Annotated in this window: 17 protein-coding genes; 9 read left to right on the top strand and 8 right to left on the bottom strand. The window is 71.2% G+C overall.

The genetic code is table 11. The features are described 5' to 3' along the window. Window positions 1-46: 46 nt before the first annotated feature. Complete coding sequence (locus FKO37_RS33560) at window positions 47-1,006, bottom strand: hypothetical protein (RefSeq protein ID WP_238607134.1); 960 nt, start codon at window positions 1,004-1,006, stop codon at window positions 47-49. 410 nt (window positions 1,007-1,416) lie between these two features. Here FKO37_RS33560 and FKO37_RS33555 point away from each other — a divergent pair, with 410 nt between their 5' ends. The 3 genes from FKO37_RS33555 (at window position 1,417) to FKO37_RS33545 (ending at window position 6,217) form a co-directional block, all read left to right on the top strand. Further along, window positions 1,417-1,560, top strand: coding sequence for a hypothetical protein (locus FKO37_RS33555; protein ID WP_205670120.1), 144 nt, complete (start codon window positions 1,417-1,419; stop codon window positions 1,558-1,560). 62 nt (window positions 1,561-1,622) lie between these two features. After that, window positions 1,623-3,785 (top strand): tetratricopeptide repeat protein, encoded by a 2,163-nt coding sequence (locus tag FKO37_RS33550; protein WP_238607133.1) that lies wholly within the window; start codon window positions 1,623-1,625, stop codon window positions 3,783-3,785. 839 nt (window positions 3,786-4,624) lie between these two features. Continuing rightward, the gene (locus FKO37_RS33545; RefSeq protein ID WP_304512210.1) at window positions 4,625-6,217 is read left to right on the top strand and encodes an FUSC family protein; all 1,593 of its coding nucleotides are present in this window, start codon (window positions 4,625-4,627) and stop codon (window positions 6,215-6,217) included. Window positions 6,218-6,761: 544 nt separating this feature from the next. Here the strand turns inward: FKO37_RS33545 and FKO37_RS33540 are convergent. Genes FKO37_RS33540 through FKO37_RS33525 form a run of 4 tightly spaced genes read right to left on the bottom strand, consistent with a single transcriptional unit; the run spans window position 6,762 to window position 10,194 of the window. Further along, window positions 6,762-7,166 carry a hypothetical protein gene (locus FKO37_RS33540; RefSeq protein ID WP_134731957.1) on the bottom strand — a complete coding sequence of 135 codons (405 nt, stop codon included), beginning with the start codon at window positions 7,164-7,166 and terminating at the stop codon, window positions 6,762-6,764. A 4-nt stretch (window positions 7,167-7,170) separates the two neighbouring features. Further along, window positions 7,171-8,610 carry an MDR family MFS transporter gene (locus tag FKO37_RS33535; RefSeq protein WP_037819519.1) on the bottom strand — a complete coding sequence of 480 codons (1,440 nt, stop codon included), beginning with the start codon at window positions 8,608-8,610 and terminating at the stop codon, window positions 7,171-7,173. Further along, window positions 8,607-9,074: a hypothetical protein gene (locus FKO37_RS33530; RefSeq protein WP_134731955.1), complete on the bottom strand. Its 468-nt coding sequence runs from the start codon at window positions 9,072-9,074 to the stop codon at window positions 8,607-8,609. Before FKO37_RS33530 ends, FKO37_RS33535 begins: the two co-directional genes overlap by 4 nt. 25 nt (window positions 9,075-9,099) lie before the next feature. Then, window positions 9,100-10,194 carry a calcium:proton antiporter gene (locus tag FKO37_RS33525; RefSeq protein WP_037819523.1) on the bottom strand — a complete coding sequence of 365 codons (1,095 nt, stop codon included), beginning with the start codon at window positions 10,192-10,194 and terminating at the stop codon, window positions 9,100-9,102. Window positions 10,195-10,393: 199 nt separating this feature from the next. Between FKO37_RS33525 and FKO37_RS33520 the strand changes: the two genes are divergently transcribed. The 4 genes from FKO37_RS33520 (at window position 10,394) to ctaD (ending at window position 13,675) form a co-directional block, all read left to right on the top strand. Beyond that, window positions 10,394-11,158, top strand: coding sequence for an acetate uptake transporter family protein (locus FKO37_RS33520; RefSeq protein ID WP_037819524.1), 765 nt, complete (start codon window positions 10,394-10,396; stop codon window positions 11,156-11,158). 24 nt (window positions 11,159-11,182) lie between these two features. Next, window positions 11,183-11,608, top strand: a complete 426-nt coding sequence (locus FKO37_RS33515) for an SPW repeat protein (protein ID WP_051172342.1) — start codon at window positions 11,183-11,185, stop codon at window positions 11,606-11,608. 5 nt (window positions 11,609-11,613) lie between these two features. Further along, window positions 11,614-11,865: a hypothetical protein gene (locus FKO37_RS33510; RefSeq protein ID WP_037819525.1), complete on the top strand. Its 252-nt coding sequence runs from the start codon at window positions 11,614-11,616 to the stop codon at window positions 11,863-11,865. Between the two features lie 103 nt (window positions 11,866-11,968). Beyond that, window positions 11,969-13,675, top strand: coding sequence for a cytochrome c oxidase subunit I (gene ctaD, locus FKO37_RS33505; RefSeq protein ID WP_043833386.1), 1,707 nt, complete (start codon window positions 11,969-11,971; stop codon window positions 13,673-13,675). Window positions 13,676-13,758: 83 nt separating this feature from the next. Here ctaD and FKO37_RS33500 read toward each other — a convergent pair whose 3' ends face one another. The 3 genes from FKO37_RS33500 to FKO37_RS33490 all read right to left on the bottom strand — a co-directional run bounded on the left by FKO37_RS33500 (window position 13,759) and on the right by FKO37_RS33490 (window position 15,972). Further along, on the bottom strand, window positions 13,759-14,124 hold the full coding sequence (locus tag FKO37_RS33500; protein WP_199818137.1) for an RNA-binding S4 domain-containing protein: 366 nt from the start codon (window positions 14,122-14,124) through the stop codon (window positions 13,759-13,761). A 7-nt stretch (window positions 14,125-14,131) separates the two neighbouring features. After that, complete coding sequence (locus FKO37_RS33495; RefSeq protein ID WP_037819528.1) at window positions 14,132-15,061, bottom strand: hypothetical protein; 930 nt, start codon at window positions 15,059-15,061, stop codon at window positions 14,132-14,134. 83 nt (window positions 15,062-15,144) lie between these two features. After that, on the bottom strand, window positions 15,145-15,972 hold the full coding sequence (locus FKO37_RS33490; protein WP_238607132.1) for a MerR family transcriptional regulator: 828 nt from the start codon (window positions 15,970-15,972) through the stop codon (window positions 15,145-15,147). 269 nt (window positions 15,973-16,241) lie between these two features. On the opposite strand from FKO37_RS33490, the gene FKO37_RS33485 reads away from it, so the two are divergent. Continuing rightward, entirely contained in the window at window positions 16,242-16,934 is a 693-nt protein-coding gene (locus tag FKO37_RS33485) for a YafY family protein (RefSeq protein WP_134666552.1), read from the top strand. Between the two features lie 64 nt (window positions 16,935-16,998). Continuing rightward, the gene (locus tag FKO37_RS33480; RefSeq protein ID WP_238607131.1) at window positions 16,999-17,583 is read left to right on the top strand and encodes a nuclear transport factor 2 family protein; all 585 of its coding nucleotides are present in this window, start codon (window positions 16,999-17,001) and stop codon (window positions 17,581-17,583) included. The last annotated feature ends 20 nt before the right edge of the window (window positions 17,584-17,603 follow it).

Here is a 17,603-nt window from a genome sequence, read left to right as displayed (position 1 = left end):
TCGCGATGATCACGCACTGACCGGCGCCGGGCCCGGCCGGGGAGGTTCAGCCGGCCGGGCTCCACCGGATGCCGTAGGCGAACCCGGGCGCGAGCCGGTCGAACCGCAGGTGCACCTCGCCCGAGCCGTCCGGGCTCACCACGTCGCCGCGCGCGCCCAGATCGCGTGCGTCGTCCTGGAACACGCGGTCCAGCCGCACGATTTCGGTCGGCGGCGCGGCCGGGAAGCGCACGTGCAGGTCGAACCGGTCGACCGGATGCCGCGGCACGCACACGTAGTGCGGATGCCGGAACTCCGCGCGGAACCGCAGCCCGAGGTCGTGCGTTTTCCCGCGCGGCAACGGGTCGGCCAGCTGCAGCGCCAGCCCGACCCGGTCGTTCGACTCCATCGCGCGGCGGACCAGCGTGCCGCCGTGGAAGACGTCGACGTCCAGATCGCTTTCCCGCACCGGCCCGGAGGCCGTGGACGTGGTGGTGAGGGTGAGCGCGAGGTCCAGTTCGGCGAGGTCGTCGGCGTCGGCGACGATCCGCCGGAACTCGAACACCTCGGGCCGCTCCTGGTCCAGGGCAAGGGACACGCGCAGCAGTTCGGTGTGCCAGCTGCCCTCGGGCGCGGGCCGCCCGCCGCCCTCGCGCGGGCCGGCGAGCGCGAGGTGCGCGACGTGCTCGATGCCCTCGTCGATGCGCCGCCGGATCGTGCGGTCGTCGCGGTCGAGCTCGCGCGCGGCCCAGTGCACCCGCTCCTGGTAGAACGGCTTGCGCGCCGGTTCGTGCATCGCGAACGCCGCGAGCACGGCGATCCGGAGGTCGTCCGGGAGCGTCTTGGCCAGCGGTTCCAGCACGTGCGCGAGCCGGTCGCGGATCTCGACGTTTTCCGCGTTGTCGGGAATCCCGCACACCTCGCGCAGGACCGGGCCGACCCGAATCCCGAGCGGAGTGGTGAAAACGCCGCGCCCCTTCCGGAGCACTTTCAATTCCGCGACCAAGTCCGCCGCGTTCGGTTCCACCCGTTCCTCCCTCGCGTCTCCCCGCCCGCAGCCACTGTTCCGCAATGCGGGCGCGGATGTCCAGCCTCGCCCGGGCCCGGCGCACGGACTGTGACCGGAATGATTTCCCATTCCCGCGTCCGGCTGGTGCGCCCGGGTTTATCCGGGACGGAAATTCGCTCGGATGGCTCCTTCCCGAAACGGCGGGTGACTGTTCCAGTCGGGGACGGCCGCGCCGCTTTCGATCCCGCGACCGGGGCTGGTGCCCTGCTCATCGGAGCGGAATGCCTTTCGCCGCGGCGTTGCCTCCGGTTCCCCGTTCACGCGATTAAGGTGGAAACGGGAAACTCCTTCCCCGATTGCCGCGCGCTCCCGCATTCTCGGGACAAGCCGCTGATCAGGCAGGCGGAAATCCTCGGAAGGAGCTTGTCGTGAAGGTCGTCTGTTCGTTTTCTCTGCTGGTGCGCGCCGCGTTGTGGCTCGCCGCGGCCGCGCTCGTGTCCGGAGTCGCGCTCGGCCATCCGGGCGGACCGGCTCCGGTCGCGCCGCCGGTGTCGGTGCGGACCGCGCCGTGACGAAACCCCGTCCCGGCGTCTGCCGGACAGTCATACTGGGAGCGAGAAGAAGGTGGGGGCGGATGACAGCGCGCGCGACGTTCGGGGCGGAACTGCGGCGGCTGCGCACCTCGGCCGGGCTGTCGCTCGCCGAACTGGCCGCACGGGTGCATTACAGCAAGGGGTACCTGAGCAAGGTCGAAACCGGCCTCGCTGCCCCGAATTCCACACTCGCGGCATTGTGTGAAGCCGAATTCGGCACTCCAGGAGCCCTTGCCGCACTGGTTCCCGCGGAAACCGGAAAACGCCGGACCCGGCCGGACGTCCGCCCGTCCGGCCTCCCTCCGGTAACCGCGGACTTCACCGGCCGCGACGCGGAATCCCAGACCGTGCGCGAGATTCTCGAGTCCGACGGCGGAGTCTGCGTCATTTCCGGCATGGGCGGAGCCGGCAAGACGGCACTGGCGGTGCGGTGCGCGTACCGGCTGGAGGCGTCCTTCGCCGACGGCAGCCTTTTTCTCGATCTCCGCGGCACCTCCGACGAACCGGTCACGCCCGCCGACGCCCACGACCGTCTGCTGCGGATCCTCGAGGTGCCCGCCGACCGGATCCCGGCCGATCCCGACGACCGCGCGGCGCTCTTCCGGACCTGCCTGCGCGGCCGGAGTTTCCTGCTGGTGCTGGACAACGCGGGCAGCACCGGTCAAGTGCGCCCGTTGCTGCCCGCGGAACCGAAATGCCGGGTCGTGATCACCAGCCGCAGCCGCCTGCCCGCACTGGACGAAGCCGAGCACGTCTCGCTGGGCGTCCTCCCGTCCGCTTCCGCCGCCGCCCTGGTCGCCGCCCTGACCGGGGCGCCCCCGGATGCTGCCCTGCGCATCGCAGACCGCTGCGGCCGCCTCCCGTTGGCGATCCGCATCGCCGCCGCCCGCCTGCGCGCCCACCCGGCGTGGGACGTCGCGGAGTTGGAACGCCGCCTGGCCGACGAAACCCGCCGCCTGGGCGAACTCGACGACGGCGAACGAAGCCTGGCCGCCGCCTTTCGGTTGTCAGTCCGCCAATTGGAGCAGCCGGAAGCACGGCTGTTCGGCTTGCTGGCCCTGCACCCCGGCGTCGACTTCGACGTCACCGCAGCGCAAGCGCTCGGCTCCCTGGACGCGGTGGCGGCCGAGCGCCTGCTGGACCGCCTGCACCAGGCGTACCTGCTGACCCAGCCGGAACTGGGCCGGTACGGTTTCCATGACCTGGTAAGGGTTTTCGCCGCCTCCGACGTGCCCGGCGAGGACGCGCTCCGCCGCCTGGCCGATTTCTCGGTCGCGACCGCGGAACGCGCCGACCGAGCGCTGAGCGGCCCGCGGTACCGCCCGGAGGTGACCTATCCGCCCGGCCTGCCCGACGTGGAATTCCCGGATCAGGACAGCGCGATCGCCTGGTTCCGCGCCGAATGGCCGAACCTGGTCGCGCTCTGCCGCCGGACCGGGGAGTCCGAGAGATGCTGGCAGCTGGCGTTCTTCTTGCGAGGCTTCTTCTACCTGACCAAACTGTGGGACCCGTGGATCGCGACACACCGCTGGGCCCGCGCCGCCGCCGAAGCTGTCGGCAACCGCTGGGCCGCCGCGACGACCACCGCGAACCTGGGAATCGCGTACGTCGACCGCGGCGATCTGGACGAGGCGTCCCGGTGCTACCGCCAGGCCCTGCGGGAGTACCGGGAAATCGGCGACCGCCACGGCGAAGCGACCGCCCTGGCGCATGCCGCGTGGGCCGAGCACTATCGGGGCAACCACGAACAAGCCCTGCGCGACCTGCGCTCCGCCGCCGATTTCTACGCCCTGACCGGCAACCGACGCAGCGGCGCGATCACGACGCGAGGTGTCGCCCTGGTCCTGACGGCCCTGGGACGGCCTGCCGAAGCCGCCCGCCTGGTCGAGGAAACGCTGGCGGTTTTTGAGGAACTGGGGCTGGAACTGGACGTCGTGATGGGACTGAACTGCCTAGGCTGGGCACGATTCCGCGCCGGGGATCATCCGGGTGCTGAGTCGGCGTACCGGGAAGCGGCCACCCGTGCGGAGACCTGCGGCAGCACCCACGAGGCGGCGCGGGCTCACCTGGGGTTGGGAAATGCCGCTGCGGCGCAGGGGATTGCGGATGAGGCTGCGACGCAGTGGGAACGGGCCGAGGCGACCCACCCGGATCTCGACCCGGTGACGGTGGGGGAGGCGGCTGCGCGGGCAGAGTTCCGGTGAGCGACGGAGGGGGGCTGGCTTCTCCGGGGCGGCTGGGCTGAGGTCGGTGAGCCGGGTTTGTCGAGTTCAGGCCGGGGCGGTTGCGTGAATGCCGGTCGCTGATCTTGCTCGGGAGGTTTGCGGACCTGGGTGTGCCGGTCGAAGCGGTGAGAAGCGATCGCTGTTCTGCGGGCGTTGGCCGTCGCCTGACCGGGCCTGACAATCCGTGTGCGATAGCGGAGTCTCAGCTGACTCCGGATCCGCCTGGGCTGAGAGCGGCGCGGCGGGTCTGTCGAGTTCAGGTCTGGCTCATGAGGGGTGCGGGCCGGAGCATCGGTCGAAGAGAGCGAGAAGTGACCGCTGCTCGGCGGGCAGCGGACGAGTACGGCGGCTCGATCGCCGAGAGACGAGAGCTCGCTGCTGCGATGCACGAGGGCTGGCGTGGTGCACGAGCGACGGGCCGCGTTCGGCGGGGTTGCCGTCGTTTTCTGTCCGCCGGAATTGGTGGGCGGGGTGCGGCGGGCTGGCGTGACGGCTGTGTTCGCGGGGCTGGGTTGTCTTCTGCTCGCAGGGTTAGCCAGCGGAGCCCGAGGGCTGGGTGTCGCGGTGGGTTGGAGTGACGACTGTGTTCGCGGGGCTGGCGGTCGTCCTCTGCCCGCGGGGTTCGTGAGCAGAGCCCGAGGGCTGAGGGTGAGCGGCGAGGCGGGGGACAGCCGCGTCCGGTGGGCCGGGCAGTGTCTCTCCGTCCGCGGGCCAGGCGTTTCGATCCCGGAGCGAACCCGGCACCGGGAGTGTGCTCGCGGTCTCTGCCAGCCGTGGCCGGGCTTTCGGGGTGGGTGGCGGCGTGTTGGGATGGGCGGATGGAGTCGCCCGAGCCGGTTGAGCAGTTGCCTCGCGTGGCGGGTTTTCGGGCGCTGATGTTCGCCTTGCCGCCGGTCGGGCGGAGGTGGTCGGCGGGGTTGCGGGCAGCGGCGGCGGTGGCCGTTCCGGGGATCGCGCTGGTGTTGGCGGGGGCCTCGGCCTCGGCGTTGTTTGTCACGCTGGGGACGTTCGCGGTCTTGTACGGCGAAGGGCGGCCGTACCGGGTTCGGGCGGGTGTCGTGGCTACTGCTGGCGCCGGGTTGCTCGCGGCGGCTGCGTTGGGGGCTTCGGTGGGGACCGTGGTGCCGCCGGGGCCGGTGTCGGTGCTGGTGGTTTCCGTGGTCGCGGTGCTGGCGACCTACGTCGTCGACGCGTTGCGGCTTGGACCTCCGGGGCCATTGTTCTTCGCGCTCGTGTGCGCGGGTGCGCAGGCGGCGGTCGAGGCTGGTGCCCGGCCGTGGGTGGTGCTGGGGTGCGCTGCGGCGGGGGTCGGGTCGTCGGTTGTGGTGTCGATGGCCGGGGTGCTGGTCGATCGGACGAAACCGGAACGGACGGCTGTCGAGCGTGCGGTGCGGGCCGTCGACGCGTTCATCTCGGCTGAGCGGAAGACGGCGGAGGCTCGGCACGCTGCCGGTGCCGCAGTATCTCCGGCGTGGACGTCCCTGCATGACGCGGGACATCCGCGCCGGGGCACGCAACCGGACCTGGTGGCGGCGTTGCTTGCTGCCCACCGGCGGTTCGCGGACGCTTCGCCGGGCGAGTCCGTCGAGCTGCCGCCGGGGAAGCTGCCGTTGCCGCGACCGAATCTCGGGTACCGGCTGCGGCGGGCGGTTCCGTTGCGGTCGCATGCCGCGTTGACGGCGTTGCGCGTCGGTGCCGGTTGCGTGGTCGCTGGGGAACTGGCGGTGGCGGTCGGGTTTGGACGGCCGCACTGGGCGGTGCTGAGTGCGTTGGTGGTGCTGCAGCAGGGATTGGACCGGCGGCGGGCGAATGTTCGTGCGCTGCACCGGTTTGTCGGGACCGCGGCTGGGCTTGTGCTGTTCGGGCTGGTGATGATGGTCGTGCCGTCCGGGGTGGTGCTGATCTTGATTCTGGCGGTGTTGCAGTTCTGCGTGGAGCTGGTGGTGCCGCGGAATTATGCGGTGGCGACAGTCGTCATCACGCCGCTCGCCCTGCTGGCCGCCGGGGTGGCGAGCCAGCCGGGGCCGGTGTGGCCTGCGGTGGCGGACCGTTTCGCGCAGACGGCGATCGGGGTCGTGGTGGCGGTGGCTGTGCAGTATGCGGTGGCGCCGCGTGCGCACCGGAAGACGTTGGACTGGACCGGGTCTCGAGTGCGCGCCGCCGCGCGGGCGGTGCTGGCCGGTGCGCCGGTTCCGCGTGCGGCTGCGCGCCGGGACCTCCAGTTCGAGCTGGAAGGCGCGACCCGGGCCGGGGTGGATTCCGTGCACAACGAGCCTGGCTGGGCCGCCGAGCGCTGGCCCGCCCACGCCGCCCTGGTCCACGACGGCTACGACCTGCTCCAGGCCTGCTGGTCCGCGCCGGACGGCAGGGTGCGGGACGTCGAACGGTGGGAGCGTTCGTTCGGCCGCTGAGACCGGGACCCCTGCTCGGCTGGATGGTGGGGGTGGGGGCGTGGGTTCGGTCGGTGAGGCCGGGATGCCTGCTCGGCTGGATGGTGGCGCGGTGTCGGGGAGGCGGGAGCGTGCGTTCGGCTACTGAGATCGGGATGCCTGCCCAGCCCAACGGCGGCGCGGAGTGGTGGGGCGCGGGCGTGCGTTCGGTCGGTGAGACCGGGGACGCCTGCCCAGCCGAACGGCGGCGCGGCCTGGCGAGGCGATGGGCTGGTGTCCGACGATTGCCCAGGTGCTCGGCGACGGCGCCGGTCCGATCGTGGCGAGCGCGAGGCTGATCGGGGCTTCGCGGACGCTCTACGGGTTGCGGGCACAAGGCCGCAGCCATCGCTGCGGACCTGCGTGTGGCTGCCTCGTGGACAGCGGGCGCTGACCTCAGCGCGCTAGGTCGCGATTTCGCCGCGGCCCAGCATCCGCGTCCGAACCGAGCAGTTCGAGGCCTAGCCAACGACCGGACAGCGGTCGTCAGCGCAGGCCCCGAGCCGCTCGTTCTGAAACGGCCCGGTCATCGAGGACGCAGGGCTGCCTCGACCTCCTCCTGCTCCGCCTCGCCGGGGACGATCGTCAGCGGGCCTGCGACCTCCAACAGGCCCGGGTGCCGGACGGTCCAGCTCAGCACCGGCAGCGAGTCCTTCGTGAGGTCGTGTGCGGACGTCACGGTGACCCCGGGTGTCGGGCCGCAGGTGACGACGTCTGCGGACTGGCCGCGGCCGTCGCTGTGGCAGAAGGCGGTTCGGCCGTCGGCCGAGAGGGCCAGCAGCGCCGGGGTGCCGTCGGCGGTGGTGGCTGGCAGGACGTGCTCATAGCCTGCCAGCCGGCGCGTGATCAGGCGGTGGACGCGTCGGCCGCGGATGCTGGTCATCGGCGCGGTGTAGGTGCGGGCTACGGTGTCGAGCCGCTCTGAGTCCACGGGATCAGGCCTCCTCCGGTTGTTCCGGGCGGGGCGACCGGACGAACCAGGCTCCGATCACCGCGGCCACTCCGATGCAGCCGGCGACGAGGAACGCCATGTGCAGGCCGTCGGCGTCGGGGCTTACTGCTGCGTGTTCGGCGCTGCTCAGGGTCGCGACGCTGATGAACACGGCGGTGCCCAGCGCGCCGGCGACCTGTTGGAGCGTCGAGAGGATCGCGCTGCCGTGCGAGTAGAGGTGGTCGGGCAGCGCTGCCAGCGATTCGGTCATCAGCGGCGTCATCATCAGGCCGAGACCGGCCATCAGGACGATGTGGATGCCGATCACCGCGATCAGCGGCGAACCCGGGCCCAGCAACGAGAACAGCCACAGCGAGACCGCCATCGCGAGCGCGCCGGGCAGGACCAGCGGGCGCGCGCCGACCCGGTCGAACAGGGCGCCGACCGGACGGCCGAGCAGGCCCAGCACCAGACCTCCGGGCAGGACGGCCAGGCCGCTGACGAAGGTGGACTTGTGCAGGACGGTCTGCAGGTACAGCGGCAGCAGGATCGCGCCCGCGCCGATCAGGCACATGAACAGCAACGCGCTGAGCCCCAGCGCGACGACGAAACTGCGGTGGGTGAACGGCCGCAGGTCGAGCAGGGCGCGGTCGCGCTGCTGCAGGCGAAGCTGCCGCCAGCCGAACACTGCCAGCGAAACCACGCCGACGACGATCGGCAGCCACGGCGGCACCAGCGCGGTCTCGGCGGATTCGCCCGCGGACGACAGGCCGTACAGGACTCCGCCGAAACCGATGGCGGACAGGACAACCGAGAGCACGTCGAGCGGGACCGCGCGGGTTTCGCTGTCGATCCGCAGCTGCAGCATCCCCGCGACCAGCGCGGCCAGCGACAGCGGCAGCACGATGAAGAACATCCACCGCCAGCCGAGCGACGACAGCACCGCGCCGCCGATCGTGGGGCCGATCGCGGGCGCGACCGCGATGACGATGCTGATCGTGCCCATCGTCGCGCCGCGGCGCTGGGCGGGCACGAGCCGCATGACGGTGGTCATCAGCAGCGGGATCATCACCGCGGTGCCGCACGCCTGCACGACGCGGCCCGCCATCAGCAGGCCGAAACCGGGCGCGACGCCGCACAGCAGCGTGCCGAGGCTGAACGAGGCGAGCGAGAAGACGAACACCTGCCGCGGAGTGAACCGTTCGAGCAGGAACCCCGTCGTCGGGATCACCACCGCCATGGTGAGCAGGAAGCCGCTGGTGAGCCACTGGATCGTGGTGGTCGGGACGGCCAGGTCGACGGTGAGGTCGCGCAGCGCGACGCTCAGGATGGTCTCGTTGAGGATCATCACGAACGCCGACAGCACGAGCACGCTGATCAGCAGCCCGGGCTTGGCGGGCGGGCGCTCCAGTGCTTCCGTGGCGGGGGAGGAGACGCCGCTCATGGGCGCACCTCGCTGACCGAGGCGAGGGCGCTCGCGAAGGCGGCGGGCACGAGGTCGGCGGCGCGAACGAAGCGGGCGCCGGCCGACGGAAGGCTGCCGGGGAAAGCTCTGCGCGCGGCTTCACCGGCCGCTGCGGACGGGGTTGGGGACTGCTGGATCTTCACCTGGCCAGGATACGGAGAAGCACCGACAAAACCGGCGGCCTTTTCCTCCCGCGGACTGCGGCGGCGGCCCGCGAAGAGCCCCGGGAAGCGGCGGAAAAAGCGGCTCGACCAGCGGTAGGTCGCCAGCCGCGGCAACGATAAGCGAATCAGGAATCTCGTTCGCGGGCTTGCCGTGACAGGATCGCCGGGCGGCCCTTCTCCCGTCGAGGTCCGTGAGGGCTCCTTCACGGACTTGGATTCCCTCAAGGCGTCCTTCACGGCCCTTGCCACCGCGCGCGAAACGGTCAGCAGAAGCTCCATTGTGGAGCGTTCCGCCAGCACGCCGTCACGGATTCATCGCCAGCACCAGGAATCCCGCCAGCAACACCAGATGCACCCCGCCCTGAAGCCGCGTAGCCCGCCCCGGCACCACCGTCAGCACACTGACCACCACCGTGAGCGCCAGCAGCACGATGTGCGTCGGGCCGAGACCGAGCAGCAGCGGGCCCTTCAGCCACACCGACGCGAGCGCGATGACCGGAATCGTCAGGCCGATGCTGGCGATCGCGGAGCCGTACGCGAGGTTGAGGCTGATCTGCATCCGGTCGCGCCGTGCCGCGCGGACCGCCGCGAGCGTTTCCGGGGCCAGGATCAGCAGGGCGATCACCACGCCCACGAACGACTGCGGCAGCCCGGCCGCGCGCACGCCTGCTTCGATCGCCGGGGATTCGACCTTCGCCAGGCCGACCACGGTGACCAGCGCGATCAGCAGCAGAACGAGGCTTACCAAGGTCTTCTGGGCGCTCGGCGGTTCCGCGTGCTCCTCCTCGCGGGTCTCGCCGTCGTGGTCGACGGGAAGGAAGAAATCGCGGTGGCGGACGGTCTGCGTCATCACGAAAGTGGCGTAGAGAACCAAGGACGCACCGGCCGCGAAAGCCAGCTGCGGCCCGGAAAACGCCGGTCCGGGGGTGCTCGCGGTGAACGTCGGCAGAACGAGGCTCAGCGTCGCCAGCGTGCCGACCGTCGCCAGGGCCGCGCCGCTGCCTTCGGGGTGGAAGCGCGTTTCCCCGTACCGGCGCGCGCCCACGAGAAGCGACAGCCCGACGATGCCGTTGGTGGTGATCATCACCGCGGCGAACACCGTGTCGCGCGCCAGGGTTTCGGCCTTGTCGCCGCCGGAAGCCATCATCGTGACGATCAGCGCGACTTCGATCACGGTCACCGCGACCGCGAGCACCAGCGAGCCGTACGGTTCGCCGACCCGGTGCGCCACGACCTCGGCGTGGTGGACCGCGGCGAGAACCGTGCCCGCCAGCGCGATCGCGACCAGTGCGACCGGCACCGGACCCAGCGTGCGACCCCAGGTGAGCGCCAGCAGGACCAGGGCGAGCAACGGCAGCAAAGTGGTCCAGGACAACAGATAACCGCGGACGCTCGCCATGCGCACACCCTGGCATATCGGACCCCTGGTCGCCGGGCATCCCGTCCGCGCGGGGGAGTGTCGCGTCCGAAATGGACACTGCTCGTCGCCCGGCCGGGCGCGAAATTCACCCGTTCGGCCTAGCGAATGCAGGGTTCCGCAGGTCGGCGGCGGGGTACGCGCGGCGGACAGGGGTGGTCGGCGCGGAAAGGAGCCGAGGATGACCCGGGAAATGAAGATGGCCGACCGCGCGATGCCGGCAGGCGGCGACGGCGCGGAGTATTCCTTCTGGCGCGAGCACACGCACATCAATCTCAGTCCGGTGGCCGCACCGTCGATCCTGGGACTCGCCGGGTTCGCGGTGTCCACGTTCATGGTGGCGGCCAACATGGCCGGCTGGTTCGGCGACAGCACGACGACGCCCCTGCTGCTCGCCCCCTTCGCGTTCGCCTTCGGCGGCGTCGCGCAGTTCCTCGCCGGGATGTGGTCCTACCGGGCCAGGGACGCGCTCGCCACGGTGATCCACGGGGCGTGGGGCGCGTTCTGGATCGGCTTCGGCGTCTACCAGCTGTTCGTCGGCCTCGGCGGGCTGCCGTCGACGGCGGCGAGCCCGGTCGCGGCGGCCGCGATCGGCTTCTGGTTCATCGGGCTCGCGGCGATCACCTGGACCGGCGCGCTCGCCGCGCTGGCGGAAAGCCTCGTGCTCTGCGCACTGCTCGCGGTCCTCGCCGCCGCGTCGACGCTGCTGGCGATCGGCCTGATCGGCGACGTCGGCGTCGTGCGCACCATCGCCGCCTACTTCCTGCTCGTGTCCGCGGTGCTGGCCTGGTACGCGTGCAGCGCGATGGTCCTCGAAGCGGCGCACCACCGGGTGGTCCTGCCGATGGGCCTGCGCGTCCCGCGCCCCGCCCGGACCACGACAGTGCCGTTGCACCAGGCGATCCAGTTCGATCACGGCGAACCGGGAATCAAGGCCGGGCAGTAGCCCCGGCGAGGAGGTGACCACCGGATGAAGATGAGCATGGCGCTCACCGCGTTCACGCCGCGGGACCGGAAGCTGCGGGAAAGCAGGCTGCCGCTGACCGCCGAGTTCCTGGCCGGGGCGTGGCTGGTGTTCGCGGCGTTCGCGTACAGCTACTCGTTCACGCTGTCCGCGACGGCCGGGTTCTGGAACAGCCTCGCGTGCGGGATCGCCGTGGCGGCGGTCGCGCTGGTCCGGTTCGGCCTGCCGGAACGCGCGCGCTGGCTGGGACTGGTCAACGTCGCGATCGGGTTCTGGCTCATCGCCGCGCCGTTCGCGTTCGGCTACCCGGTCGACGGGCACCGCGACGCGATCCGCACGAATTCGCTGATCGTCGGCGTGCTGCTGGCGATCTTCTCGGTGATCTCGGTGACTGTCGCCTATCGCAGGCACAGCGGCGAGTTCCGGGAGTGAGGAGGGTGTACTGGCCGGTGCTGGCGGTGCTCGCGATCGGCGTGCTCGCTTTGGGCAGCGCGGGATTGCGTGCGCGCAAGGCGACGCCGCCGGCCCGGAAAGAGGCGCTCGTCGGGGCCTGGCTGGTGGCCGCGTCGGGCGTGGTGTGGTGGGCGTCCGCGCCCGCCGCCGGAGCGGTGCTGCTGGTGGTCGGCGCGGCCGTCGTGTTCGGCGCGGCGCTGACGAACGGGCAGCTGCCGTATCACCGGGACAGCTGACACAAGCCGGGGTTTGCCGCGGGTCCCGGCCGGTTACCCGCCCCGGGTGAGGCCGGGCGGCCGCGGGCTGCCCGGCGATCGTCGGGTGCGCGGGAGGTCGGTCATGACACAGCTGAAGCCCCGGCCAGTGGTGATCGCCGCCGCGCCGCGCCGGGGCAAGAAGGGCTCGGTGCTGCTGGGCATCCTGCGCACCACCGACCACAAGCAGATCGGGCTGCTCTACCTCGGCACGTCGTTCGCGTTCTTCCTGGTCGGCGGCGCGATGGCGCTGCTGATGCGCGGCGAACTGGCCCAGCCGGGACTGCAATTCCTGTCGCAGGAGCAGTACAACCAGCTGTTCACCATGCACGGCACGATCATGCTGCTGCTGTACGCGACGCCGAATGTGTTCGGTTTCGCCAATTTCGTGCTGCCGCTGCAGATCGGCTCTCCGGATGTCGCGTTTCCGCGATTGAACGCGTTTTCCTACTGGTTGTACCTTTTCGGCGGATTGATCGTCCTGAGCGCGTTCCTCACGCCGGCCGGGGCTCCGGACTTCGGCTGGACCGCTTACACGCCGCTGTCCGACGCCGTCCACAGTCCCGGTGTCGGCGGCGACCTGTGGATCATGGGCCTGATCGTGTCCGGTCTGGGCACCATTCTCGGCGCGGTCAACATGACCACCACGATCCTGTGCCTGCGGGCTCCGGGAATGACGATGTTCCGGATGCCGCTTTTCACCTGGAACATTTTCTTCACCGCGATTCTCGTGCTGATCGCGTTCCCGATCCTCACCGCCGCGCTGTTCGCGCTGGAGGCGGACCGAAGGCTCGGCGCGCACGTTTTCGACCCGGCGAACGGCGGGGCGATCCTCTGGCAGCACCTGTTCTGGTTCTTCGGCCATCCCGAGGTGTACATCGTCGCGCTGCCGTATTTCGGGATCGTCACCGAGATCATCCCGGTGTTCAGCCGGAAACCGCTCTACGGCTACCGGCTGATGGTGTTCGCGACGGTCGGCATCACCGGGCTTTCCGCGACGGTGTGGGCGCACCACATGTTCGCCACCGGCGCGGTGCTGCTGCCGTTCTTCTCGATCATGACCTTCCTGATCGCGGTGCCGACCGGGCTGAAGTTCTTCAACTGGATCGGCACGATGTGGAAGGGGACGCTGTCGTTCGAATCGCCGATGCTGTGGTCGGTCGGATTCCTCGTCACGTTCCTGCTCGGCGGCCTGACCGGGGTGCTGCTGGCCGCGCCCGCGCTGGACTTCCACATCACCGACACCTATTTCGTCGTCGCGCACTTCCACTACGTGCTGTTCGGCACGATCGTGTTCGCCACGTTCGCCGGGATCTACTTCTGGTTCCCGAAGATGACCGGACGGATGCTCGACGAATCGCTCGCCAAATGGCACTTCTGGACCACGTTCATCGGCTTCCACACGACGTTCCTGGTGCAGCACTGGCTCGGCGCGGAAGGAATGCCGCGACGGTACGCGGACTACCTCCGCAGCGACGGGTTCACCGTGCTGAACACCATTTCGACGATCGGCGCGTTCATTTTGGGCGCTTCGGTGCTGCCGTTCATCTGGAACGTGGTGAAGAGCTACCGCTACGGCGAGAAGGTCAACGTGGACGACCCGTGGGGCTTCGGCAATTCCCTGGAATGGGCCACGTCGAGCCCGCCGCCGCGGCACAATTTCACCGAACTGCCGCGGATCCGCTCCGAACGGCCCGCTTTCGAACTGCACTATCCCGACATGGTCGAGCGGATGCGGGAGGAGCAGCACATCCATTGGGGCAAGCGCGCGAAGGCGGAATCGGACGCCTGATCAGGCCAGCCACATCAGCGGACGCCCGGATCTCGGACGCGCACAAGGTACGCACCTGAGCCCGGCCGAGAGCCCTTGCGCGATCAGCCCTGCTGGCGGCGGAACTCGTCCAGCACCCGGCGCTCCCGCTTCGTCGGACGGCCCGCGCCGCGCTCGCGGCGGGCGACCGGGATCGCGGCCTCCGGCGGCGGCTTCGGGGTGCGGTCGATGAGACAGGTGGCCGCGACGGCCGCGCCGACCCGTTTCTGGATCACCTGCACGACCTCGACCACGCGGGTCGTCGTCCCGATCCGGGCACGGACCTCGTCGCCGGGCACGACCGTGGTCGCGGGTTTCGCCGGGCGGTCGTTCACGCGCACGTGCCCGCCGCGGCAGGCGGCCGCGGCGTCGGCGCGCGTCTTGGTCAGCCGGACCGCCCAGAGCCAGCGGTCGATCCGCGTCGATTCCATGGGTCCATCATGGCGGGTCCCACTGCCAGCGCAGGCCGAGGATCCCCGGAGTGACCTCGGCCGACACGACGTGCGCGGGAAGGCCTTCGGTGATCGGCAGTTCGGCGACGGTCGTCTCCGGCCCGGCGGGGGAGTCGAGGCGGTAGGCGTGGCAGGCCCGCGGCTCGAAGCCGGGCGCGAAGTGCAGTTCGAGCAGGTGCTCGTGCACGGCGTTGCGGAACCGGCGTTCGTAGGACCAGTCCGGGCGGTCGTCGGTGAACTCGAACTCGTACTCGGCGATCGCGGTTTCGCCCCGGTCCAGCCCGCGGCCGAGGACGAGTTCGCACACGGTGAACCCTTCTTCGGCGAGGGTTTCCGTGCGCCCTGGCGAGCAGTAGCGGGTGCGCACCAGTCGCGGCGGGCAGCCGGGACCGACGCCGTGCGCGGTGACCAGCCGGATGTGCGTGTCGTCCTCGGTCGCGCGGACGACCTCGCGCACTTCCAGCCGGTGCAGCCGCCGGTCCGGGCCCACGTGCACGGCCTCGTGGAGGCTGACGACCACCAGCGACGTCCGGTACGCCGTCTCGAACGAGTTCAGCACGCGCAGCACGGCGTTCCGGCGTCCCCACAGCCGTTCCCAGCGCACGACCGGGACCGGCGGCGGTTCCGGATCGCGTTCGATCAGCCCGGTCAGCGAGCCCGGCGGCAGGTCGAGCACGCCCTCGAGAATCCGCACGGCGACGCGCGAACGGGCGCGGGCGGGCACGGTGCGGCCGGTCCGCCAATAGCTGAGAGTCGTGGTGCTGACCGCCGCGCCCGCCGCGGCGAGCCGGTCGCGCAGCCGGTCGAGACCGAGCCCGCTGCGGTCGATGGCCAGGGTCAGGGCACGGCTGAACGGCCCGTCCGCCAGCGCGTCGGCGAGCCGGTCCGGCTGGGTGCCGGGACCTGTCGAGAACACCTGCGTCCTCCTCGGGTCGTCCCCACCCATTCGCGTCCGGAACGAGCGGCGGCGCAACCCGTCGAAGGTCGGGTCTTGGCCGGTCAGCGCGGTTCCTCGACGAACGGCTCGCACAGTTCGACGACCCATTCGCTCTCGTCGCCGGAAGTGTGGAGGTAGACCTCGCGGGGGAAGCCGTCCGCGCGGAACCCGTGCTCGTCGGTCCACCGGGCGAGCCGCTGGTAGCCGTCGAGGAATCCGCTCGCCGGCCCGCGGTGGACCAGCGTCGCGGCGCGGGCGGCGGGCAGTTCGGCTGCCTCGAGGCCGTTCGGCCGGGCGACGGCCCCGGACACCGGGAGCGCCGCGTGCACGACGACGGGATCGTCTTCGCCCGCCGGCTTTTCGTAGTAGCAGGTCAACGGCCCGGCCGGGACGGCGTCGGATCCTTCGAGGCGGCGGCCGAGTTCCGCGCACAGCGGGCGCAGGACCGGGCTGATCGCCTCGGGGGAGAAGCTCTCGACGGTCGCGGTGAGCCGCACGACGCGTGCGGCGGGGAGGTCCTTGACGACGATTTCGGTGTCCGGCATGGCGTGCTCGCTTTCCAGCGTGCGGAGTCTCGCCTCGACCTCGGCCAGCCGGAGCCGGTCGGCGGCGACGCGTTCGGCCAGCTCGGCCCGGCGCAGGGCCAGCATGCCGCGGACCTGGTCGAGCGGGATCTGCTCGTCCAGCAGCGCGGCGACCTCGCCGAGCCCGAAGCCGAGCTTCTTGAGCGCGACGATCCGGTTCAGCGCGGCCAGCTGCCCGGCGGTGTAGCGCCGGTAGCCGGTGCACGGGTCGACCTCGGCGGGCCGGAGCAGGCCGAGCGCGTCGTAGTGCCGCAGCATGCGAACCGAAACCCGGCCGTGGCGGGCGAATTCTCCGATGGTGAACATGACCTCCCCAGCACACGCTCTGACACGGTGTGAGAGTCAAGTGTCCCCGCCGGACCGGGAACGGGCCGGCCCCCTGCGCCGACCCGCCCCGGCGGCCCCCTCGTCCCCCGACGAACGAGGGGACCTCGCCGGTCCGCCGCCCTCCACAGGACGGACCGGCGCCGGTCGCGGCTCCCGCGAACGGAACAGCGCAGGTCCGCCTTCGTGACGGCAGTCGCCCGCAAAGCCACCCGATCGGGTGAGGATCCGCAGGTCCGTAGGCTGGCCGGGTGAATCGCACGGACCGGCTGTACGCACTTGTCGAGGAACTCCGGGCGGTCGCGCCGCGCACCCGGACCGCGGCGTGGCTGGCGTCCCGGTTCGAGGTCAGCGTGCGCACGGTCGAGCGCGACCTCGGCGCGTTGCGCGAGGCAGGCGTCCCGATCTGGACCGAAACCGGCCGGACCGGCGGCTACGGGCTCGACCGCGAACGGACCCTGCCGCCGCTCACGCTCACGCCGGAGGAAGCCATCGCGATCACCGTCGCGCTGCGTTCGGCCGCCGGTTCGCCCTTCGCGGGCGCGGCGGAGTCGGCGGCGCGCAAGGTGCTCGCGCGGCTGCCGTCCGACGTCCGCGACGCCGAACAGCACCTCGCCGCGCGGCTGCACCGGGTCGGCGAGCCCGAACCGCCCGCCGTCCACAGCGGACTGATCCTGACCGCTCTCGCCGCGCGGCGCGTCCTCCGGCTGTCGTATGTGGACGCCCAAGGCCAGGAGACCGAACGCGACGTCGAGCCGCTGGGCCTGCTGTGGGGCCCGGCGGGCTGGTACGTGCTCGGCTGGTGCCGCCTGCGCGACGCGGTCCGCGGCTTCCTGCTGGACCGGATCCGCGCCCTCGCGCTGACCGGCGACCGCGTCGAGCGCCGCGAGGTCGACCTCGACGCCGAACTCGCGCGGATCTCCGCCCGCCCGCTCGGCGAGTGACCTGCGCCACGCGGCGGGAAAACACCGACAGGACGGTGTCGCCGGCGGCCGCGATCGTTCTCGCATGGCAAACGACCTGAACCCCGAAGAAATCCCCGCCCTCTGGTGCCGCATGTGGAACGAGGACGCCTCGCTCGCGCACCGGCTGCTCACCGCCGACGGCCGCCAGTGGTCCGGCACCAAACCCGGCCTCGACCCGCTGGTCGGCCCGGCGGACGCCGAGGCGTTCATCGCGAAGTACCAGCGCGACGTCGGAAACGTGTTCGTCCCGCGCACTTTCGTCATCGACGGCACCGAACGGCTCGCCTTCACCTGGGACGTCACCCGGCGCGACGGCGTGGTCATCACCGGAGCCGACCTGTGCGTGCTCACCGACGGAAAGGTCTCGCGGAACTGGACGATCCCGTCGCCGGACGGCCGGTCGGAGCTGCCGGACGGCCCGGGCGAAGGCGATCTGGACCGCGAGGAATTGCGGGTGCTCGCCAAGGACGCGCACGCGTGGCACGGCGAACTGGTGCTCGACCCGGAGCGACAGACCATCGCCGGGACCTGGTCGGACGGCTCGCGCGGCGGGATCGCGGTCCTGGTCGCGGTCGACGGCCGGGTCGACCGGGAATGGGTGGTGCCGGGGACGCGCCCGCTGCCGTGAGCGAGTCGCTGGTCCGTGCG

The sequence above is a fragment of the Amycolatopsis sp. Poz14 genome (assembly GCF_006704225.1).
In the GTDB taxonomy this organism is placed as follows: domain Bacteria; phylum Actinomycetota; class Actinomycetes; order Mycobacteriales; family Pseudonocardiaceae; genus Amycolatopsis; species Amycolatopsis nivea.
The sequence above is the reverse complement of the archived record's forward strand: the minus strand, read 5'-3'. Positions and strand labels throughout refer to the sequence as shown.